The organism is Nonomuraea sp. NPDC048881, assembly GCF_040649795.1.
Taxonomy (GTDB): Bacteria; Actinomycetota; Actinomycetes; order Streptosporangiales; family Streptosporangiaceae; genus Nonomuraea.
In genome coordinates this window covers 14,913-36,189 of the sequence record NZ_JBEZGC010000010.1, presented here as the reverse complement: position 1 = coordinate 36,189, position 21,277 = coordinate 14,913, and the positions used below count along the sequence as shown (strand labels likewise).

Below are 21,277 nucleotides of genomic sequence, written 5' to 3'. Positions count from 1 at the left end.
TCAACCCAACGTTACAAGAGACAACGCTGCGTGTGTGGGGCAATCGTGCGGATCGTCGCATCGCCCCAGCCAGCGCCACGCCCACGGCGAAACGGCGGCCTCGGCGTGTCGCACGATATTCGGATATTTGCCTCGATACGGTAGGCGGATCGCGGCGGGAGACCGGGTAAGTCGGCACGATCTGTCCGTGTGGTCTGGTGGAATCTAGTGCTGTGAGTGGTCAGACCTGGCGGTTGGTGCGGCGTGGCAGCGGAGGCCCTGTTGAGCCTCCTGCGCTGGATGAACATCAGCGTGCCGTGGTCGAGCACCGGAGCGGCCCGCTGCTCGTCCTCGCGGGGCCCGGCACGGGCAAGACGACGACGATCGTCGAGAGCGTGGTCGAGCGTATCGAACGGCGCGGGGCCGACCCCGAACGGGTGCTCATCCTCACCTTCAGCCGCAAGGCCGCCGAGGAACTGCGCCAGCGCGTCACCGGGCGGCTGCGGCGCACCACCCGCTCGCCCCTGGCGCTGACCTTCCACTCCTACGCCTACGCGCTCCTGCGTCGCGAGTCCGTGCTGGAGGGCAAGGCGCCGCCGCGCCTGCTGACCGGCCCCGAACAGCTTCTGGAGATCCGCCGGCTGCTCCACGGCGAGCTGGAGAACGGCGCGCTCGACTGGCCGCCGTCCCTGCGCGAGGCGCTCAAGACACGCGGCTTCGCCGAGGAGGTGCGCGACTTCCTGTCCAGGGCCGCCGAGCGCGGCCTCGACGGCGAGCGGCTGGTCGCGCTCGGCCGGCTGCACGGCAGGAGCGACTGGATCGCCACCGGGCGGTTCTACGAGCGCTACCAGGACCGGTTCGACCTCGACCCCGAGGACACCTACGACTACGCCGAGCTGATCGGGGCCGCCTCGGCGCTGCTGACCAGGCCCGAGGTGCGCGCGCGCGAGCGGGCCGCCCACGACATGGTGTTCGTCGACGAGTATCAGGACACCGACCCGGCCCAGGAGTACCTGCTCGACCAGCTCGCCGGCGACGGGCGCGACCTCGTCGCGGTGGGCGACCCCGATCAGTCGATCTACGGGTTCCGGGGCGCCGACGTCCAGGGGATCATGAAGTTCCCCGAGCGGTTCAGGACGCTCGACGGGCGCGAGGCGCCGGTGGTGGCGCTGCGCGTGTGCCGCAGGAGCGGGGCCGACCTGCTGGAGGCCTCGCGCCGGGTCGCCGCCCGCCTGCCGATCGCCCCGGCCCCCGACCACGACCAGCGGCACGGCCACCGCGACCTGGTCCCGGCGGCCGGCGTCGAGCCCGGCGACGCGCGCGTCCTGCTGGCCGACAGCACCAGCCAGGAGGCCGCGATCGTCGCCGACACGCTGCGGCGGGCGCACCTGATCGAGGGGGTGCCCTGGCACCGCATGGCGGTGCTGGTGCGCTCGGCCAAGCGCCAGGTGCCGCTGCTGCGGCGGGCGCTGGTCAACGCCGGGGTGCCGACGATGATCGCCGGCGACGAGGTGCCGATCGCCCAGGAGCCGGGGGTCCGGCCGCTGCTCACGATGCTGCGGGTGGCGCTCGACCCGGCGCAGCTCGACGAGGGGGTGGCCGAGGAGCTGCTGACCGGCCCGCTCGGCGGCACGGACATGATCGGCGTACGCCGCCTGCGCCGGGCGCTCAAGATAGCCGAGAACGAGGCCCTGGCCGCCGAGGAGCCGCCGACCGCGGAGGGACCGGCCGAGGAGAAACCAGCCCCCGAGGAGGACCCGGTCGCGGAGGAGGAGCCGGCCCCTGAGGAGGACCCGGTCGCGGAGGAGGAGCCGGCCCCTGAGGAGGAGCCGGTCGCCGGGAAGGCCGGGGCGCGGTCGTCCGGCGAGCTGCTGGTGGCGGCGATCCAGGACGCCCGCGAGCTCACCCGCGTCGAGCCGCACGTCGCCCTCCCCGCCGAACGCGTCGCCAAGCTGCTCGCCGCCGCCCGCGAGGCCGCCGCGCAGGAGGGCACCGCCGAAGACCTCCTGTGGGCCGTGTGGCACGCCAGCGGCCTGGGCCCGCGCTGGACCGAGCAGAGCCTGTCCGGCGGCTCCCGCGGCGCGCAGGCCGACCGCGACCTCGACGCGGTGGTGGCGCTGTTCGACCACGCCGCCAAGTTCGTCGACCGCATGCCCAAGGCGGGCCCCGAGGTGTTCCTCGACAACCTGGCGGCCCAGGAGATCCCGGGCGACACGCTGGCCGACCGCGCCCCCGACGGCGACGCCGTGCGGGTGCTGACGGCCCACCGCTCCAAGGGCCTGGAATGGGACATCGTGGTCGTGGCGGGCGTCCAGGAGGGGGTCTGGCCCGACCTGCGGCTGCGCGGGTCGTTGCTGGGCGCCGACGACCTGGTGGAGGTGGTCGAGGGCGCCGAGCCGAGCGCCGCGTCGCTGGCCTCCAAGCTGCTGGCCGAGGAGCGGCGGCTGTTCTACGTCGCGGCCACGCGGGCCAGGCGGCGGCTGGTGGTCACGGCGGTCGGCGGCGAGGACACCGACGAGCGGCCCTCCCGGTTCCTGTCGGAGCTGATGCCGGGCGCGGTCGAGTCGGCCACGGTCGACGACCGGGCGCGCTGGCTGACCATGTCGGCGCTGGTGGCCGACCTCCGCAGCGCGGTGACCGACCCCACCAAACCGGCCAAGGTCCGGCAGCGCGCCGCGCGGCAGCTCGCCCGCCTGGCCGCCGCCGGGGTCCAGGGCGCCCACCCCAACGACTGGTACGCCCTCACCCCCATCACCGACGACCGCCCGCTGAGCTGGCCGGACGGCATCGTCAACATCTCCCCGTCCGCGGTCGAGAGCTTCACCAAGTGCGGCCTGCGCTGGCTCCTGGAGACGGCGGTCGGCGCCGCGGGCACCAGCACCGCCCAGGGCCTCGGCAACGTCATCCACGCGCTGGCCATGCTGGCCGCCACCGACCTGCCCGGCGAGGACGCCCTGGGCGAGCGGCTCGACCAGGTCTGGAACGAGCTCGACTTCGGCGGCGTCTGGTACAACCGCAAGCAGCGCCAGGTCGCCGAGCAGATGATCGGCAAGTTCCTGCGCTGGCAGAAGGACAACCCGCGTGAGCTGGTCGCCATCGAGGAGTCGTTCGTCGCCACGGTCTCCGAGGGCGTGCAGATCAAGGGCCGGGTCGACCGGGTCGAGCGCGACGACGACGGCCGCGCGGTGATCATCGACCTGAAGACCGGCGGCTCCAAGCCCAAGGCGGGCGAGCTCGACCGGCATCCGCAGCTCGGCGTCTACCAGCTCGCCGCGCTGCTCGGCGCGTTCGCCCGGCACGGCATGACCGAGCCCGGCGGCGCCGCGCTGGTCCAGCTCGGCAAGGCGGCCGGCAAGAACGCCGCCACCGAGCAGCGGCAGGGCGCGCTGGCCGACGACAAGAACCCCGGCTGGGCCGGCGACCTGGTCGACACCGTCGCCACGGGCATGTCGGGCCCGTTCTTCCAGGCCAAGGTGAACGACGGCTGCCGCACGTGCGCGGCGCGGGCGAGCTGCCCGGTCAACGACAACGGGGGCCAGGTGTGCTGAACCCGGTCGAACTGGCCGACAAGCTCGGCATCCTGCCGCCGACGAGCGAGCAGGCCGCGGTCATCGAGGCGCCGCTCGAACCGATGGTCGTCATGGCGGGCGCGGGCTCGGGCAAGAGCGAGACGATGGCCGGGCGGGTGGTCTGGCTGGTGGCCAACGGCCTGGTCAAACCGGAGAACGTGCTGGGGCTGACGTTCACCCGCAAGGCCGCGGCCGAGCTGGCCGTCCGGGTCAGGGAACGCCTGACCGGGCTCGCCGAGGCGGGCCTGGTCGCGCCCGGCGCGCTCGACAACGAGCCGACCGTCTCCACCTACCACGCCTACGCCGCCCGCCTGGTCACCGACCACGCCCTGCGCGAGGCGCTCGAACCCACCATGCGCCTGGTCACCCCGGCGGTGTCGTGGCAGCTCGCCTCGCGCGTGGTGGCCCTGTACGACGGGCCGATGGACAAGATCGAGCTGGGCCCGCCCTCGGTAACCGCCGCCCTGCTCGAACTCGCCGGCGAGCTGTCGGAGCACCTGCGCGGGCCCGCCGACGTGCGACGGGTGGGGGAGTGGCTGGAGGCCCGGCTGGCCGCGCTGCCCGGCCGCACGACCGTGGCGCAGCGCAAGCCGGTCGGCGTGCACGCGGCCAGGGAGCAGCTGCTGCCGCTGGTGGAGGCGTACGAACGGCTCAAGCGCCGCCGCGAGGTCATCGACTACGGCGACCAGATGTCGCTGGCCGCCCGGATCGCCGCCAGCCACAAGGAAGTGGGCGAGATCGAACGGTCCCGCTACTCCGTGGTCCTGCTCGACGAATACCAGGACACCAGCCACGCCCAGCTCGTCCTGCTGCGCTCGCTCTACGGCGGCGGCCATCCGGTCACCGCCGTCGGCGACCCCTGCCAGTCCATCTACGGCTGGCGCGGCGCCTCGGCGGGCAACCTGCGCCGCTTCCCCCGCGACTTCCGCACCGGCGCCGGTGAGGAGGCGCCGGTCCGCCAGCTCAGCGTCAGCTTCCGCAACGGCGACCGGGTGCTCGACGTCGCCGCCCGCGTCCAGCTCCCGCTGCGCATGGAGGCCCGCGAGGTGCCCGTGCTGGTGCCGGGGCCCAACCGGGTCGACCGGGGCCGCGTCACCTGCGCCTTCCACGAGACCGCCGAGGACGAGGCGAAGTGGATCGCCGACGGCGTGGCCCGGATCCTCGGCCAGGAGACCGCCCCCGACGGCCTGCCCTGGGGCGAGAAGGAACGCAAGAAGACGCTCGCCCTCCAGCCCCAGGACGTCGCGATCCTGGCCCGCAAGCGTTCGCAGTTCCCCGCGCTGCGCAAGGCGCTGGAGGACCGCGACATCCCGGTCGAGGTGGTCGGGCTGGGCGGCCTGCTGACCGTGCCCGAGGTCAGCGACATCGTGGCGACCCTGCGCGTGCTCTACGACGCCACCGCCGGCGACGCGCTGGCCAGGCTGCTGGCCGGGCCGCGCTGGCGGGTCGGGCCGGCCGACCTGCGGGTGCTGGGGGAGCACGCCAGGGAGCTGGCCCGCGAGCTGAGCGAGAGCCACCGCGCCGACGACCCGCTCGACCAGGTGGTCGCCGACCTGGCCGAGGAGCGCGGCAGCCTGGTCGACGCGCTCGACGAGCTGCCCGACCGGCCCGAGTGGCTGGAGCCGTTCTCGCCGCTGGCCCGAACCCGGCTGGTCGCGCTCGCCCAGGAGCTGCGCAGCCTGCGCGGCCACACCGCCCAGCCGCTGCCCGACCTGGTCACCGAGATCGAACGCCGGCTCGGCCTGGACATCGAGGTGGCCGCCCGCAGCGGCACGGCCGGGGCGTTCGCCGCGCGGGCCGACCTCGACGCCTTCATCGACGCGGCCGCCAGGTTCGCCGGCGACGCCGAGGACCCGACGCTGGGCGCGTTCCTGGCCTACCTCCAGGCGGCCGAGAGCGAGGAGTTCGGGCTGGAGGCGGGCCGGGTCGGCGAGAGCAACAGCGTCAAGCTGATGACCGTCCACGCGTCCAAGGGGCTGGAGTGGCCGGTCGTGGTCGTGCCCGGCCTGTCGCGGCTCCTCAGCTCGAAGGGCACGATCGCGACGGGCAGCGTGTTCCCGGCCACGCCGGTGATGAACAGCCGCTGGACCGACAACCCGCGCAAGCTGCCCTACCCGCTGCGCGGCGACGCCGCCGACCTGCCCCGGCTGGGCGGGCTGAGCAAGGAGGAGCTGGCCGCGTTCGACGAGCAGTGCCGGGAGCGCGACCTGATGGAGGAACGGCGGCTGGCCTACGTCGCCGTCACCCGGGCCCACTACCACCTCATCGCCTCCGGCTACCGCTGGGGCAGCGCCACCAAGCCGCTGGAGCCGTCGGAGTTCCTGCTGGAGATCCGCGACACGGCCGACCGGGTGTCCTACTGGGCCGGCGACCTCGCCGAGGGCGCGACGAACCCGCTGCTCGCCGAGCCGGCCGAGGCCGTCTGGCCGGTCACCCCGGAGGGCCTGCGCTACGAGTCGGTGCTCGACGGCGCCCGGCTGGTCGAGGACGCCCTGGCCGGCAACCTGGCCGACGAGGACGACGAGCCGCTGCGCCCGTTCGAGGAGGAACGCCTGCGCGCCTGGGAGCGCGACACCGACCTGCTGCTGCGCGAGCGCGAGCTCAACCGGCGCAGGCCGGCGACCGTCGTCGAGCTGCCGGCCAAGCTGACCGTGTCGTCGCTGGTCACGCTGGCCACCGACCCGGCCGAGCTGGCCCGCAGGATCCGCCGTCCGGTGCCGCGCAAGCCCGCGCCGCTGGCCCGCCGGGGCACGTCGTTCCACAAGTGGCTGGAGAGCCGGTGGGACCAGCAGCGGCTGATCGACGACTTCGACCTCGACCCGCTGGAGGAGCTGGAGGAGGCCGACGTGCGGCTGGCCGAGTTGCAGGAGCGGTTCGAGGAGAGCGAGTGGGCCGACCGGCGGCCGGTCGACCTGGAGGTGCCGTTCGAGACCATGATCGCCGACCGGCTGGTGCGCGGGCGGATGGACGCCGTCTTCGAGCTGCCCGACGGCGGCTACGAGGTGGTCGACTGGAAGACCGGCGTCCCGCCCAGGGGGAAGGCGGCCCGCACGGCCTCGGTGCAGCTGGCCGCGTACCGGCTGGCGTGGTCGCACCTGGCCGGGGTGCCGCTGGAGAAGGTGAGCGCGGCCTTCCACTACGTCCGGGCCAACAGAACCGTGCGGCCGGTCAACCTGCTCGACGCCGACGGGCTGGTCGCGCTCGTCGAGGCGGTCCCGGCGTCAGAGTCGTAGGTAATGGAAGGCGGGGCGGGGGTGCATGAGGAAGTCGTGGTGGGAGATGTTCCAGGCGTAGGCCCCGGCCATGCCGAACACCACCCGGTCCCCTGCCCGCACCGAGGTCACCACGTTCCGGGCGAGGACGTCCTTGGGGGTGCACAGCTGGCCCGTGAACGTCACGGGCTCCCCGGCGACCCCGGGCCCGCCGCCTGTGGGCAGGACCGTGAACGGCTGGTCGTGGCCCTTGGTCACCGGCGTGCGCAGGTGGTGCGTCCCGCCCAGGACGATCGCGTACGCCTGGCCGCGCACCCGCTTCACCTCCACGACCTCGGTGACGTAGTGGCCGCAGTAGGCGGTGAGCGACCTGCCCGGCTCGACCCGCAGCCGCCGCCCGGCCCGCAGCGCGGCCAGGCCCTCGCCGTAGGCCGCCCAGTCGAAGCGTTCGCCCGACGTGTACGACACCGCCATGCCCCCGCCCAGGTTGACCTCCCGATGCCCGGTCTCCAGCAGGGCCCCGGCCAGGCGGAGGAGCTGGGCGGCGTTCAGGCCGCTGGCCAGGTGGGCGTGCAGGCCGCGCAGCCGTACGCGGCCGGTGAACAGCGGCAGGCACTCGGCCAGCCCAGCCTCGTCCATGCCGAAGGGGCCGTCCATCGTGAGCGCGGCCCCCTCGACCGGCAGGTCCGGGTTGACCCGCAGCAGCACGTCGGCCTCCAGCCCGGTCGCGAGCAGGCGGCGCAGCTCGTACGGCGACTCGACGTGCAGGCGGTGGTGCGGCAGCCGCAGCTCGGCGTCGGTCTTGCCGGGCCCGCCGAGCGCCAGCCGCGCGCCCGGGAGCAGCGCGGAGACGTGCGCGTGCTCGCCCGCCGACGACACCTCGAACCCGTCCACGTGCCGGGCCAGCACCCGCAGCAGCTCGGCGTCGGGGTTGGCCTTGACCGCGTAGTACAGCTCGACCTCGCCCAGCGCCGCGCGCACCGACGCGGCGTGCTCGTCGAGCGCGGGCAGGTCGTAGAGGTAGGCGGGCAACGCGGGCAGCCGGGCGGCGGCCTCCAGCACGCCGCTCATGCGAGCGGGTTCGCGATCGGGACGTAGCCGGCGCTGCGGTCGGCCGCTCTGGCCCACCGCACGCGCAGGTTCGCCTTGGCGGGCAGCGGCGCCCCGGCCAGCAGGTCGCGCAGCGGGAGCGGCTGCCCGAGCTCGGCGGCCTGGCGGGCGAGCAGGTCGCGGGCGGCCCGCCACAACGCGCGCAGCAGCTCGTCGTCGGGGCCCGCCAGGGTGGCGGCGATCTCGGTGAGGTGGTTGACGAACAGGCAGTAGACGACGCGGGCCCAGCCCCGCGCCGGGTCGTGGGTGAGCGCGGCGGCCACGGCCGGATGTAGCCCGTCCAGGTCGTGGCGGCCCGCGACGAGCTTGACGCCCTCCAGGTCGCGGAAGATCGCCTGGACGGGCCGGCCGGCGGCGTCCAGGCCGACGAGCACGTTCTGCAGGTGGGCCTCCAGGACGACGCCGTGGCTGACGTACAGGTCCACGACCGGCAGCGCGACCGCCGACACGTACGCCGTCCACCAGGCCAGGGGGTCGGCCGGGGCGGCGTCCAGGGCGAGGGCGGCGGCGAGGGCCGGGGTGACGCCGGGGTCGCAGGCCGTCCACGGGCTCGCCCGGACGATCACGCCCAGGCCCTCGCGCTGCCCGAGTGCCGTGCGGTAGCCGGGCTCGGGAAGCCAGCGGACGGCCGGGTGCCGCGCCGCGACCTCGCCGATCAGCGGGGCCAGCCGGGAGGTGAGCTCGACGGCCCCGGCCAGCTCGTACCAGGCGTTCTTGCGCACGCAGTTCGTGATCCGCACGTCCAGGGAGAACTTCAGGCACACCTCGGCGTCCGGCACGTACACGGTCCGCACCGACGAGGTCGGCACGGCGAGCGGCCCCGGCCCGAGATCGACCAGCTCGGAGCCGAGAGCGGGACGCAGCAGGGCGAGCTGCCACGGATGGGCGGGCAGCAGCCGGTGTCCGGCGGGCGCCGGGCCGAGCGCGTCCAGCGCCGTCAGGTCGCCCTCCTCGGCCAGCGCGTCGTCGCGTACCGCGAGCAGCCGCAGCGGGAAGGCGGCGTGGGCCTCGGGCGCGTAGCGCAGCCAGTCCGCGCCGTCGCGGGCCTTGGGGGTGGGGTGGAACGGGTGCCCGTACACGAGCGCCTGCTCCGAGGCCAGCCAGGGATCGGCGGGCGGCTCGGCCCGCGCCCTGGCCGCCAGGATCGCCGCGATGGCGTCCCTGCTGGCGGCCACCTGACCGGCGAACTCGCCGTTGGGTTCGGCGAGGAGGCGCTCCGCACCGGCTCCCCGGCCTCGGCGCGCCTGCTCGTCCTGCCGGCCCGCCAGGCCGGACAGGCCGGACAGGTCGGACAGGTCGGACAGGTCGGACAGGTCGGTCTCGGTCAGCCGGACCAGCTCGGCGACCGTCAGCGGCTGCCAGGAGCCGCTCTCCAGGCGTTCCGGAGGCCCGTCGAGGCGCAGCGCGGCGCCGCCGTGCGTACGGGCCCGCAGCAGCGTCCCCGCCACCCGCAGCAGCACGTACGGCGGCGCCGGCCAGACCAGCCCCCTGGGCCCGGCCACCTCGCGCACGCAGCACCGCAGCAGGGCCGCCAGCGTCGCCTCCTCGGCCGGCGCCCCGATGGCCAGGACGTCCATTCACGCTCTCCTCAGGTAGTTGGGCCCGCTGATGCCGTAGAACTTGTTCACGTCCCGCGCCCCGGACCGTTCCTTGGCCACGAGCGTCCCGGCGGTGACCATCGACTTGCCGGTGAGCCTGGCCGCGTCGAGCGTCCTGGCGCGCAGCAGCCGGGCCATGGGGTGGTCGCCGTGCTCGTCGAGCGCCTCGGCGAGCGTGCCGCGCACCAGGGCCGCCGCCCGCGCCGGCGGCAGCACCGCGAACGCCACCGCCGCGGCGGCCAGGTGCAGCGTGATCGTGACGAACACGTCGGCGAGCGCGTGCGGGTCGTCGGTGAGCATGCGCCCGTCGGAGAAGGCCGGCACGTCGATCCCGGCCGCCGCCAGCCTCGACGGCGAGGCCAGCAGGCCGTCGTTGTCCTTGACCAGCAGCCGCAGGTCGCCGTCCCGCAGGACGAGGGCCAGGTTCTGCTGGTGGGCCTCCAGGGCGACGCCGTACCGGACGAACAGCCGCACGTTCCAGCGCAGCAGCAGGCGCAGGTAGCGGGGCAGGACGTCCGGGCCGAGTTCGTCCAGCACGCCGGGCACCGCCAGCGCCGCGACCGGGACGATCCGCCCCTCCGGCAGCCGCCGGACCATCCACGCCAGGTACTCGTGGCCCGCGTGCGCGTAGGTCTGCTCGTCGGCCAGCAGCACGCCGGGATCGGCGAGCCGGCGCAGCAGCAGCTCGGCCCGCGCGCCGTCGTCCAGGGTGCCCGCCCTGATCGAGCGCCGGTTGCGCACGCCGAGCGTGCTCACCGGCAGCGGCAGCTTGAGGTGCGTACGCGGCCCCACCTCGACGGTCCGCATGGACAGGGTGGGCCGTACGGTGACCGCCTCCTCGTCCAGCACCCGGACCCCGTCGATCTTCCGCACCTCGCCGACGGCCATGGGGTGCACCGGGAACAGCACACCGCGGCCCGCCGGCCGGGGCACGTCCGCGGGAAGCTCCGTCACCCTGTGGGGGACGATCGCCGCGTGGGGGACGACCGCCCACCGCAGCGCGAACGAGGGGGCGAACTCCGGCGCGTACGCCAGCAGGTCGCGGTCCGAGGCGCCGATCCTGGCCCGCGAGGTCGGGTAGACGGGATGGTCGGCGAAGGCCGCCAGCGACTCGTACGACGGCCCGCGCCGCAGCACCTCCTCGGCGTGCGCGTCGTGCAGCTCCAGCGCGGACAGGGCGGTCAGGCACTCGTCGAAGAAGGCCGCCACCCCTTCGGCGTCGGCCGCGTCGGACACCTCCACGAGCGTCTCCAGCACCTGCTCCAGCCCCAGCCGCTCGTCCGGCGCCACCACGAAGTCCTGGAACGGTGACCCGGGGACCATCCGCACCCACCGCCCGTCGGCCAGCAGCAGCCCGGCCCCGGACCTGGTCCGGTCGAGCCGGGCGGCCAGCCCGCCATAGTCCTCGCGGACCAGCGCGTCCAGCACCCGGGCGGCCAGGTACGCCTCCCGCGAGCTCACCCGACCACCCACGGCCGGGCCGCCCGGTACCGCTCGACGGCGGCGTCCACGCGGGCCCGGTCCGGTCCCACGGCCCGGATGACGCCCAGGTAGTCCCGGTTCGTGTGGGTCAGCTCTATGACGTCCCCGACGGCCCGCAGCGGCCGGTGCCACAGCCGTACACCGCCGTCCTCGACGTCCTCCTCCGGCGGCCCCTCCTTGACGACGCCCGGCCGGTCGGCGACCACGCTGACCGCGCAGCCGTGCCGGGACGCGGGCGGCGGCTCGGGCGCCGGCTCCCCGAGGTGGGTGCGCAGGATCCACTCGAACAGCGGCACGCCCAGCACGTCGGCCAGCAGGAAGTCGCAGTGGTCGCCGATCGCCCGGTAGTTCACCTCGACGATCCGCGGCCCGGCGGCCGTCAGGACGTACTCGGTGTGGCAGGCGCCGAAGCCCACCCCGAGGGCCCGCAGCGCGGCCAGCACGTGGGCGTCGGCGGCGGGCGCCCAGTCGAGCCGCTCCTCCACGAAGTGCGGCAGCGGGCCCAGCGTGGTCGCGAAGCCGCCCAGCACCCGCGTCGCGGAGCCGTCCCCGAGGGTCTCCAGGGTCCGCAGCGGTCCTTCGAGGTACTCCTCCACGACCAGCGTCTCGCCCGGACGCCGCCGCCTGGCCGCGGCCACGGCGCGCGGGAGGTCGTCCTCGACCAGCACGACGTCCTCGCTGGCCACCCCCTCGCGGGGTTTCAGCACCACGGGCCGGGGCAGGCGCTCGGGCACCGGATCGGCGGGTGTCAGCCGCAGCGAACGCACCGTCTCGATGCCGGCCGCCGCGAGCCCGCGTCGCATCAGGAGCTTGTTCTTGGCGGCCAGACAGGCCCGCCAGTCCTTGCCCGGAAGTCCGAAGTACGACGCCGCGAGGGCGGTCTCCGCCTGAAGGTGGTCGGAGTTGGAGAAGATCGCGTCGGGCCTGCCCAGGTGCTCGACCGCGTCGATCAGGGCGCGCGGGTCGCGTACGTCGCACCGCACCGAGCCGGGGTGCCGCTCCGGCCGGTCGGTCAGGACGGTCACCTCGCACCCGAGGGCCCGCGCCGCGGGCAGGAAGCCGTACGTCACCGAGTCCGTCGGCTTGAGCGCGGTCAGGTAGAGCCGCAACGCGAAGGCACCCCCGCAGGAATCAGGTAAGGCTAACCTAACTCGATGATCTTAGCCCGAGAATGATCGCTCCGGGGCCCGCACACCCTAATCGGCGGCTAACTGCGAGGTCATAGGATGACAAGCGACTTGGGGAGGGGCGGCCAGTGGAAAAGACCGCGGAAGAACAACTCATCGGCCCACTGCTCCTGGCACGGGGGACCATCGACAGATCGTCGGCGCTGCGTGCCGACGACAGATGGCTGGAGAAGGCGTGGGCCGACCCCGAGACCAGGGTGCTGGTGATCGACAACGGCCACACTCTCGTGCGGCGGGCCGGCGACGAGGTGCACGCGGTGCTCTACACCTCCGCGCAGGCGCCGCAGGGCGAGCGTTACCTGCTCGGCGTCGAGGGCGGCACCGCCTACTTCGCGGTGGCCGCGCCGCTGCCCGGCACGCCGGCCGGCGACCTCAACGGCCGGGTGACGATGCCGATGAGCCTGAACGACACGCCTGAAGGCCATCCGGTTCCGGCGGGTCTGCGCCAGGTGGGCGGGCTGCTCGGCGACCGCGACGCGGGCCTGCTGGTCCACGCGGTGGCGCTGGAGGCCTGGCACGCCACCCACCAGTTCTGCCCGCGCTGCGGCGCCCGTACGTCGGTGCAGGCCGGCGGCCACGTCCGGGTGTGCCCGAAGGACGCCAGCCAGCACTTCCCGCGCGTCGACCCGGCGGTCATCATGCTGATCAGGGACGAGGACGACCGCTGCCTGCTGGCCCGCGGCCCCCAGTGGCCCGAGGGGCGCCTGTCGATCCTGGCGGGCTTCGTGGAGCCGGGCGAGTCCCTGGAGTACGCGGTGGTCCGCGAGGTCGCCGAAGAGGTCGGCATCCACGTCGTCAACCCACGCTACCTGGGCAGCCAGCCCTGGCCGTTCCCGCGCAGCCTCATGCTCGGCTTCTTCGCCGACGCCACCACGACCGCGCTGACCCCCGACGCCGACGAGATCGCCGAGGCGCGCTGGTTCACCCGCGACGAGCTGGTGGCGTCGCTCCGGTCGGGCGAGGTGCGCCTGCCGCCCCCGGTGTCGATAGCCCGCCGCCTGATCGAGACGTGGTACGGCGGCGAGCTCGTCGGCGACTGGTGACCTGCCGAGCGGAGCCGGGGAGTCCGAAGCAGGGCTCCCCCTTCCGCGTCCTGGCCTAGGAGTCGAGCAGGCGCTTGACCTCGATGACGCTGGGGTTGGTCCTGACGTGCTCCACCCCTGAACGGGAAACCGCCACGACCGTCGGAACGGTCTGGTTGCCGTTGTTGACGCTCATGACGAATTCGGCGGCGGCCGGGTCGCGCTCGATGTCGACCTCCTTGAACGCGATGCCTTCGCGGGCGAGCTGAGACTTCAGCCGCTTGCAGGGGCCGCACCAGGTAGTGCTGTAGACCGTGAGCGCCATGTCGGGTTGTCCCTCCAAGGTCAGGAAAATCAGGCGCTCGGTGCAACAACGCGGAGGCGCCCGCTTAATCCCTACCCGGGGCCCTCTAGCCGATGCGCTCGGCGATCCAGGCCTGCACCCGCTCGGCCACGCCCGGCTCCCGGTACAGGGGAGCGCTGTGGTTGGTGCCCGGCGCCGTCATGATCGTCATCGGCACGCCCACCTGGCCGAGCATCTGCTTGAGCAGCTGGCTCTGCGTCGGCGGCACGAACTCGTCCTCGGAGTGCACCGTGAGCACCGGGGCGTCCTTGGCGCTGGCGTGCCAGGCCACCTCCATGCTCGCCCAGACGCGCGAGCACTTGCCCTTGGGCTCGCAGCCGCCGGCCAGCCGGATCGCGGCCTCGCGCAGCTTGCGCTTGTCGTGGTCGGCGGTCTTCTCGCCGTCGGCGTACGCGCGCAGCGGCGAGATGATCGGCGACAGCCCGACCACGCCCTTCAGCCCGGCGATGCCGTTGCCGTACGTGCCGACCGAGGCGGCGATGTGCCCGCCCGCCGAGAAGCCGACGACGACGTACTTGCTCGCGTCGAAGGCCCAGCGGTCGGCGTGCTTGCGCGCCAGGGCGATGGCGGCCAGCGCGTCGGTGCGCTGCGCCGGCCAGGCGGCCTCGCCGGAGAGGCGGTAGTTCAGGTTGAAGACCGTGTACCCGAGGTCGGCGTAGCTACGGGTGATCTCCTTCATGTACTTCTTGTCGCCGCCGGACCACCAGCCGCCGTGGATCAGGAAGACGCCGGGACGCTTCTGGCCGTCGGGCGTCCACCACACGTCCATGTCCTGGTTGCGCTGGCGGCCGTAGGAAAGGGTCTCCGTGGCCAGCCCGCCGAGGCCGTCGGGGTCTGTGGGATTGGTCACCACGGGGACCGGCGGCTCGGCCGCGAACGCGACGGCAGGTGTGAGCGCCACGGCAGCGAGCACCAGCGCGCCCGCGAAAACCGCTGTTCGCACGGCCTTCCTTTCCCCCATGCGGCATGGTCGGCCCCATTGTGGGGGAAGCAACCATTCCTTTGCATCTCGGTGACTATGAACATACGTCGGGCCGCATGTTGCCAGAATAAAGTGCTTCGGCGCCACTTGCGGGGAGGAAGATCGGGTGAACAGCGTGGATGACGTCCTCAGCGGCCTCGACCCGGAACAGCGGGAGGTCGCCGAGGCGGTGCGCGGCCCGGTGTGCGTGCTCGCCGGCGCCGGCACCGGCAAGACCAGGGCGATCACTCATCGCATCGCCCACGCCGTGCGCAGCGGGGTGGTCGACGCGCCCAGCGTGCTCGCGGTGACGTTCACCACCCGGGCGGCGGGGGAGTTGCGGCAGCGGCTGCGGGCGCTGGGGGCGCCGGGCGTCCAGGCCCGCACGTTCCACGCGGCCGCCCTGCGCCAGCTCACCTACTTCTGGCCGCGGGTGATCGGCGGCGAGGCCCCTTCGGTCATCGAGTCGAAGTTGCCGGTGCTGGTCGAAGCCTGCCGCCAGATCCGGAAAAATCCCGACCGGTCCGAACTGCGGGACATCGCGGCCGAGGTCGAATGGGCCAAGGTCTCCCAGATCGGCCCCGAAGACTACGTGGCCGCCGCCGCCAAGCACCACCGCACGCCGCCCGGCTCGCCGGAGGAGGTGGCCCGGCTCTACGAGTCGTACGAGCGCATCCGCCGCGAACGCCACCTGGTCGACTTCGAGACCATCCTCGAACTGACCGCGGCCGTGATGACCGAGCACCAGGAGGTCGCGGCCCAGATCCGCCAGCAGTACCGCTACTTCGTCGTGGACGAGTTCCAGGACGTCAACCCGCTCCAGAAACTCCTGCTCGACACCTGGCTCGGCGGCCGGGACGACATCTGCGTGGTCGGCGACCCCAACCAGACCATCTATTCGTTCACCGGCGCCAGCCCCCGCTACCTCACCAACTTCGCCGTCGAGCACCCGAAGGCCGCCGTCATCAGGCTGGTCCGCGACTACCGTTCCACCCCGCAGGTCGTGAACCTGGCCAACCTGGTCATCGCCAAGTCCAAGACCCCCAACCGCCTCGAACTCATCGCCCAGCGCCCCGACGGCCCCAAACCGGTCTTCTCCGACTACGACGACGAGCCCGCCGAGGCCGCCGGCGTCGCGCGGGCCATCAGGAAGCTGCTGGACAAGGGGGTGCCCTCGCGCGAGATCGCCGTGCTGTTCCGGGTCAACTCCCAGTCGGAGTCCTACGAGGAGGCCCTGTCCAAGGCCGAGATCCCGTACGTGCTGCGCGGCGCCGAGCGCTTCTTCGAGCGTCCCGAGGTGCGGCAGGCGGTCGTGCTGCTGCGCGGCGCCGCGCGGTCGGCCGCGGGCGAGCCGCTGGCCTCGGAGGTGCACCACATCCTGACCGGGGTCGGACTGACCCCGTCCCCGCCCGGCGGCGGGAAGGCCAGGGAGAAGTGGGAGTCGCTGAAGGCGCTGGCCGACCTGGCCGAGGACATGGCCGCCGAAGGCGCCGACCTGCCCGCGTACGTCGCCGAGCTGGAACGCCGCGCCTCCGAGCAGCACGCGCCGCCGGTGGAGGGCGTCACGCTCGCGTCGCTGCACGCCGCCAAGGGCCTGGAGTGGGACGCGGTCTTCCTGGTCGGCGTCACCGACGGCATGCTGCCGATCATCTACGCCGAGACCCCCGAGCAGATCGAGGAGGAGCGGCGGCTGCTCTACGTCGGCGTCACCCGCGCCCGCGAGCACCTGTCGCTCTCCTGGGCGCTGGCCCGCGCGCCCGGCGGGCGCAAGAGCCGCCGTCCCTCGCGCTTCCTCGACGGGCTCACCGGCCGCGCCTCCACACCGCCCCGCATGACCACCCCGGCGAGCGAACGCCGCACGGTCGCCGCGCCGGTGAGCTGCCGGGTGTGCGCCAAGACGCTGGTGGCAGCGGCCGAGCAGAAGCTCGGCCGCTGCGCGACCTGTCCCGCCGACTACGACGAGGCCCTGCTCGAACGCCTCAAGGTCTGGCGCACGGCCACCGCCAAGGAGGCCAAGATCCCGCCGTACGTCGTCTTCACCGACGTCACCCTCCAGGCCATCGCCGAACGCGCGCCGGCCACCGAGCAGGAGCTGCTGTCGATCGCCGGCATCGGCCGGGTCAAGGTCGACCGCTACGGCGAGGCCGTCCTCGGCCTGTGCCGCGGGTGAGATCCCTCACGTACGGCCGGCCCCCTCGCGCGTGAGCCCCTTCCCCACCGGGCGAAACGGTGAGACGGGAGCATTCCGGCAAGGCAGGGCGGGTTTGGGGGAACAGGCGTGGCACGTCAGACTTGTCCATGGAAGGTTCGTCTGTGAGGGGGCCCTGTGAACGAGGCGCTGAAGGAGCTGCTCGACCTGCTCGACCTTGAGCAGATCGAGCTCGACATCTTCCGGGGCAGAAGCCCGGAGGAGCGCATCCAGCGCGTCTTCGGCGGCCAGGTGGCCGCGCAGGCCCTCGTGGCGGCCGGCCGCACCGTCCCCAAGGACCGGCACGTCCACTCGCTGCACGCCTACTTCATCAGGCCGGGCGACCCGTCCATCCCCATCGTCTACAACGTCGAGCGCCTGCGCGACGGCCGGTCGTTCACCACCCGCCGGATCGTCGCCGTGCAGCACGGCAAGGCGATCTTCACGATGTCGGCCTCGTTCCACATCTTCGAGGAGGGCGTGGAGCACCAGGCGTCGGTGGCGCCCGTCGTGCCTGCCCCCGAGACGCTGCCGACGTTCCAGGACAGGATGTCGGAGGTGCTGGGCGACCACCCCGAGCTGCGGGAGTGGCTCTCGCGCCCGCGCCCCGTGGACGCCCGCTACGTCTCGCCCCTGACGTGGGAGGCGCACCTCAACCCCGAGCTGCGCAGCGCCCAGACCAACGTGTGGTTCCGCTACGACGCCGACCTGCCCGACGACCCGCTGCTGCACGTCGTGCTGGCCGCGTACGCCTCGGACTTCACGCTCGTGGACACGATCCTGCTGGCCCACGGCATGGCCTGGGGAGCCTCGAACGTGATCGGCGCGTCCCTGGACCACGCGATGTGGTTCCACCGCCCGTTCCGCGCCGACGACTGGCTCCTGTACGCCCAGGAGGCCCCCTGGTCGGCGGGGGCTCGGGGGCTCGCGCGCGGCGAGATGTTCACCGCGTCGGGCGAGCTCGTGGTCTCCGTCGTCCAGGAGGCGATGATCCGCGTGGCGAAGTAGTCGGTTCGCAGCACGTTGTGACACCGTGGTTGTGTCACAAAATCGCAGGTAGAAAATATGTTGCCCCTTCCCGGCTTCCCGGTTTAGGGTCATGGACAAGCGAGTCGGACACTCCTGTTTCCGACGATCTGATGAGTGGAGGTGAGCCCCGGTGATGAGCATCCAGATGTCGGCCACGCAGTGGCTCGCTTCCGCGTGCCGTGACTCGGTGAGGCTCGCCGATGGGCCGGCCAAGCTGCGGCAGGAGAAGTCTGCCCGTAGCCAGGCCCCCGCCGTTCGTGCGAGGGCTCACGCGGGTGTCGCCGCTCCGCAAGGCGTTCCTGTCTATGGCGCAGGTATCGCTGCCCCGATCAACCAGCTCACCAAGGGTGGACTGTGCGGTCCGCAACCCTGGAGGGATGCTCCGGTCATAACCTGACCGGCACATAGCAGCCCCCAGGCCGCGGATCCGCACACAGGATCCGCGGCCTCTTTGTTTTTCCGCGATCCCCGACCACATCCGAGGTGCCCGACCAAGATCAAAAAGCTCGATCAAAAGGAGAAGCAGATGGGGGCCAAGACGATCATGGACCTGATCGACGAAGCCAAGATCCCCTGTCGTACCGACCCTGACCTGTGGTTCGCAGAGTCACCCGAGGACGTCGAGTTCGCCAAGGCTCTCTGCGGCGGCTGCCCGATCCAGCAGGCCTGCCTGGCCCGCGCGCTGGAGCGCGAGGAGCCCTGGGGCGTCTGGGGCGGCGAACTGATCCTCAGGGGAACAGTCGTTCCCCGCAAGCGTCCGCGCGGGCGTCCCCGCAAGCACCCGGTCGCTGCCTGACCACCCACCAGCCCAACGAGCGAGAGAGAACAAGAACACCGATGAGCACTTCTTCCACCAGGAGCCTGGCCGTGCCGTATCTGTTTCATGACTTGGTCAACGACCGAATACAAACTCTCCACCGCGAAGCGGAGGAGCAGCGTCTCATCCTGCGCGTAAGCCGCGTACAGCGGGCGCGACGCGAGGTCAAGCGGGCCAACGACCGCTTGCGGAAGGCGCTGAGCCAGCAGGTGTGATCAAGGAGGTCCTGCCGCCGGCGCAGGATCTCCTGATCCCCACCTGCCTCTGAAGAGCCGGGCGCACCCAGCGCCCGGCTCTTTCCATGCCCGGACGCCTGCGTTCTGCCGGGTGAGCTGCGGGACGTCTGCGCTCGGTCGGGAGTGCTGGGGGACGGGCCCTCTGCGTTCGGTCGGATGAGCTGTGGTCCGGTCGCCGGGGAGCACGGTGCTGCCTGCGGTCGAGGGCCTTGGCCCGTCTGTCTCCTTCCGTGATTCGCGATCCGGCCCTCGGGTGATCTTCTTGCGCTGCTGGGAGCCCGGCCTTCCAGCTATTTGTCTTCGATGCCTGGTTCTTTCCGGCATGTCGGACTCGTGTCGGGGGCGTTCGTAGGGTGGAGACTGCGCTGTGAGCTGGGTGGCCGGCGGTCCCGGCTGACCTCGGGCCGACGTACGATGGCGCATGTGACCAGCAGACCCGCCGAAGCGCAGCACCTGCGTGACCTCGCCCTGCTGCGCCGCGTCCGCGACCGCATCGACCGCGACTACGCCCAGCCGCTCGACGTCGAAGCCCTGGCCCGCGGCGTGAACATGTCAGCCGGCCACCTCAGCCGCGAGTTCCGCCGCGCGTACGGCGAGGCCCCGTACGGCTACCTGATGACCCGCCGCATCGAACGCGCGATGGCGCTCCTGCGCCGCGGCGACATGAGCGTCACCGAGGTCTGCTTCGCGGTCGGCTGTTCCTCGCTCGGCAGCTTCAGCACCCGCTTCACCGAGTTGGTCGGCGTGCCACCCAGCGTCTACCGTCGCCGCGCGGCGAGCGCGACCGCGGGGATGCCGTCGTGCGTGGCGAAACAGGTGACCAGACCCATCAGGAACCGAGAGACCGCGCTTACCTGACCCCAATTAGCGTGACTTCCATGGACATCACCATCCACTCCAGCTTCCTCCCGCACACCGACCCGGAAGCCTCCCTGGCCTTCTACCGTGACGCCCTCGGCTTCGAGGTACGCAACGACGTCGGCTACAAGGGGATGCGCTGGCTCACGGTGGGCCCCGCCGGTCAGCCGGACACCTCCATCGTCCTGCAACCACCGGTCGCGAACGGCTACGGCATCACCGACGACGAACGCCGCACCATCACCGAGATGATGGCCAAGGGCACCTACGCCGGCGTGAACCTGGCCACCACCGACCTCGACGCCACCTTCGAACGCCTGAAGGCCAGCGGCGCCGAAATCGTCCAGGAGCCGATGGACCAGCCGTACGGCGTCCGCGACTGCGCCGTCCGCGACCCTTCCGGCAACCTGATCCGCATCCAGGAACGCCACCCCTGACCCACTCCCGGGCGCCATCACCCTGGACGTGTCCTTTGAGGGCGTCCTCTGACCCGCGTCCAGGAACGTCATCCCCTGGTCGGCAGTCAGCACCATCACTCCTGACACGCCCTTGGGCTTGCCCCCTTGACCGGCGATCAGGAACGTCATCCCTGGTCCGCGCTCGGCTCCATCACCCTGAATGTGCTTTGGGGGCGTGCCCTCACCAGCATCCACGAGAGTCATCCCTGGTTCGCAGTCAGCACCATCACACCTCACACGTCCTTGGGGCCGCCCCTCCTGATCGGTGATCAGGAACGTCACCCCTGCCCCGCTGGCCCGGCGACGACCTTGCCGTGCGCAATCCTCAAGCGCCACCACTGCGACCTCGGACAACACCCCTTCGAGGCTCGGCCTGCGACCGATACGACGGGTGTGCCGCGCGGACGCAACCCTCAAGGCGATCCGCCACCCCAGCCACCCCTTGCCCGGCCCTCACAAAGACCAGTCCGGCCTGGACGAACGGCGACCCCAGCCTTCGCCTGTCCCTGACGCCCAAGCTCGATCGCCGGTTGGTGCCCATGCCGGAGCACTTTCGCGCTGATGAAAGGCCCATGGCACGATGGCGACATGATCGCGATCCGAAGGGACGATGCCGCGTAGGCCGCCAGGCGTCGTACGCGCCATGCACCGATCAGGGGCTCAGGCCCAAAGCCCAGCGGCCACCTTGACGCCATCCGGTCCGGCACCGGAGACGCCCGGAAGCGATGGTCTCCGTCAATCGCCCGGGCGCTTGAGCGTTATGAAGAGTTCCTGCGCAAGCCGGGTAGGAGGTAGCTGCTTCCTCGGCCGGACTGTCCGTGTTGTGATCTGGTCTACTCCCGCGACCTCCTGCAGTCGGAGATCGACCGTCTGCCGGCACTCGCGCGTACCGAACTGCGCCGCATCGTGAGCAGGCTTGATCGACAGTTACGCCGTCGCACCCTGCCCGATCCGGACCTCGAACCCACAGATCGGCACCTGGATGCCTGGTGGCGACGAAGGCTGCACGAACGGACCTGAACGTCAGATCACAAACGGCCTACCGCAGAGCCGTACCCTCCTGCCGAAGCCCGAAGCCCGAAGCCCGAAGCCCGAAGCCCGAAGCCCGGAGCCCGGAGCCCGGAGCCCGGAGCCCGGAGCCCGGAGCCCGGAGCCCGGAGCCCGGAGCCCGGAGCCCGGAGCCCGGAGCCCGGAGCCCGGAGCCCGG

Annotated in this window: 15 protein-coding genes; 9 read left to right on the top strand and 6 right to left on the bottom strand. The window is 72.5% G+C overall.

From position 1 onward, the window contains the following. Positions 1-236: 236 nt before the first annotated feature. Both AB0C33_RS32050 and AB0C33_RS32045 read left to right on the top strand, forming a co-directional pair. Positions 237-3,527, top strand: a complete 3,291-nt coding sequence (locus tag AB0C33_RS32050) for an ATP-dependent DNA helicase (RefSeq protein WP_358294609.1) — start codon at positions 237-239, stop codon at positions 3,525-3,527. Continuing rightward, complete coding sequence (locus AB0C33_RS32045; protein ID WP_358294342.1) at positions 3,521-6,781, top strand: ATP-dependent DNA helicase; 3,261 nt, start codon at positions 3,521-3,523, stop codon at positions 6,779-6,781. Before AB0C33_RS32050 ends, AB0C33_RS32045 begins: the two co-directional genes overlap by 7 nt. Here AB0C33_RS32045 and AB0C33_RS32040 read toward each other — a convergent pair. From AB0C33_RS32040 to AB0C33_RS32025, 4 genes are read right to left on the bottom strand one after another with little or no spacing between them, the layout of a single operon-like run. Continuing rightward, entirely contained in the window at positions 6,770-7,831 is a 1,062-nt protein-coding gene (locus AB0C33_RS32040) for a type III PLP-dependent enzyme (protein WP_358294340.1), read from the bottom strand. The genes AB0C33_RS32045 and AB0C33_RS32040 overlap by 12 nt on opposite strands. Further along, positions 7,828-9,447 carry an IucA/IucC family protein gene (locus AB0C33_RS32035; RefSeq protein ID WP_358294338.1) on the bottom strand — a complete coding sequence of 540 codons (1,620 nt, stop codon included), beginning with the start codon at positions 9,445-9,447 and terminating at the stop codon, positions 7,828-7,830. The genes AB0C33_RS32040 and AB0C33_RS32035 overlap by 4 nt, the downstream gene beginning before the upstream one ends. Continuing rightward, positions 9,448-10,929 (bottom strand): IucA/IucC family protein, encoded by a 1,482-nt coding sequence (locus AB0C33_RS32030; protein WP_358294337.1) that lies wholly within the window; start codon positions 10,927-10,929, stop codon positions 9,448-9,450. It abuts the gene before it with no gap. Continuing rightward, on the bottom strand, positions 10,926-12,059 hold the full coding sequence (locus tag AB0C33_RS32025; protein ID WP_358294335.1) for a siderophore biosynthesis protein: 1,134 nt from the start codon (positions 12,057-12,059) through the stop codon (positions 10,926-10,928). Before AB0C33_RS32025 ends, AB0C33_RS32030 begins: the two co-directional genes overlap by 4 nt. Positions 12,060-12,205: 146 nt before the next feature. Here AB0C33_RS32025 and nudC point away from each other — a divergent pair, with 146 nt between their 5' ends. Beyond that, positions 12,206-13,180, top strand: a complete 975-nt coding sequence (gene nudC, locus AB0C33_RS32020) for an NAD(+) diphosphatase (RefSeq protein ID WP_358294333.1) — start codon at positions 12,206-12,208, stop codon at positions 13,178-13,180. A 55-nt stretch (positions 13,181-13,235) separates the two neighbouring features. Here nudC and AB0C33_RS32015 read toward each other — a convergent pair whose 3' ends face one another. Then, on the bottom strand, positions 13,236-13,484 hold the full coding sequence (locus AB0C33_RS32015) for a glutaredoxin domain-containing protein (protein WP_358294331.1): 249 nt from the start codon (positions 13,482-13,484) through the stop codon (positions 13,236-13,238). Positions 13,485-13,569: 85 nt separating this feature from the next. Continuing rightward, on the bottom strand, positions 13,570-14,466 hold the full coding sequence (locus tag AB0C33_RS32010; protein WP_358294329.1) for an alpha/beta hydrolase: 897 nt from the start codon (positions 14,464-14,466) through the stop codon (positions 13,570-13,572). 154 nt (positions 14,467-14,620) lie between these two features. Here AB0C33_RS32010 and AB0C33_RS32005 point away from each other — a divergent pair, with 154 nt between their 5' ends. From AB0C33_RS32005 to AB0C33_RS31980, 6 genes are all read left to right on the top strand, one after another. Beyond that, positions 14,621-16,654, top strand: coding sequence for an ATP-dependent DNA helicase UvrD2 (locus tag AB0C33_RS32005; RefSeq protein WP_358294607.1), 2,034 nt, complete (start codon positions 14,621-14,623; stop codon positions 16,652-16,654). Positions 16,655-16,810: 156 nt separating this feature from the next. Then, positions 16,811-17,680, top strand: coding sequence for an acyl-CoA thioesterase II (locus AB0C33_RS32000; RefSeq protein ID WP_352352821.1), 870 nt, complete (start codon positions 16,811-16,813; stop codon positions 17,678-17,680). A gap of 547 nt (positions 17,681-18,227) precedes the next feature. Next, a complete protein-coding gene (locus AB0C33_RS31995; protein ID WP_125636897.1) occupies positions 18,228-18,497 on the top strand; it encodes a WhiB family transcriptional regulator in 270 nt (89 codons plus the stop codon). Positions 18,498-18,538: 41 nt separating this feature from the next. Further along, positions 18,539-18,733: a hypothetical protein gene (locus tag AB0C33_RS31990; protein ID WP_357987333.1), complete on the top strand. Its 195-nt coding sequence runs from the start codon at positions 18,539-18,541 to the stop codon at positions 18,731-18,733. A 435-nt stretch (positions 18,734-19,168) separates the two neighbouring features. Further along, on the top strand, positions 19,169-19,612 hold the full coding sequence (locus tag AB0C33_RS31985) for a helix-turn-helix transcriptional regulator (protein WP_357987330.1): 444 nt from the start codon (positions 19,169-19,171) through the stop codon (positions 19,610-19,612). Positions 19,613-19,632: 20 nt separating this feature from the next. Continuing rightward, positions 19,633-20,049, top strand: a complete 417-nt coding sequence (locus tag AB0C33_RS31980) for a VOC family protein (RefSeq protein ID WP_352352819.1) — start codon at positions 19,633-19,635, stop codon at positions 20,047-20,049. Positions 20,050-21,277 lie beyond the last annotated feature (1,228 nt).

Bases quoted from the DNA above. Each gene is read 5' to 3' on its own strand.
- AB0C33_RS32015 (WP_358294331.1), bottom strand. From the start codon at position 13,484: ATGGCGCTCACGGTCTACAGCACTACCTGGTGCGGCCCCTGCAAGCGG.
- AB0C33_RS32035 (WP_358294338.1), bottom strand. From the start codon at position 9,447: ATGGACGTCCTGGCCATCGGGGCGCCGGCCGAGGAGGCGACGCTGGCG.
- AB0C33_RS31995 (WP_125636897.1), top strand. From the start codon at position 18,228: ATGGGGGCCAAGACGATCATGGACCTGATCGACGAAGCCAAGATCCCC.
- AB0C33_RS31985 (WP_357987330.1), top strand. From the start codon at position 19,169: ATGGCGCATGTGACCAGCAGACCCGCCGAAGCGCAGCACCTGCGTGAC.
- AB0C33_RS31980 (WP_352352819.1), top strand. From the start codon at position 19,633: ATGGACATCACCATCCACTCCAGCTTCCTCCCGCACACCGACCCGGAA.
- AB0C33_RS31990 (WP_357987333.1), top strand. From the start codon at position 18,539: ATGAGCACTTCTTCCACCAGGAGCCTGGCCGTGCCGTATCTGTTTCAT.
- AB0C33_RS32040 (WP_358294340.1), bottom strand. From the start codon at position 7,831: ATGAGCGGCGTGCTGGAGGCCGCCGCCCGGCTGCCCGCGTTGCCCGCC.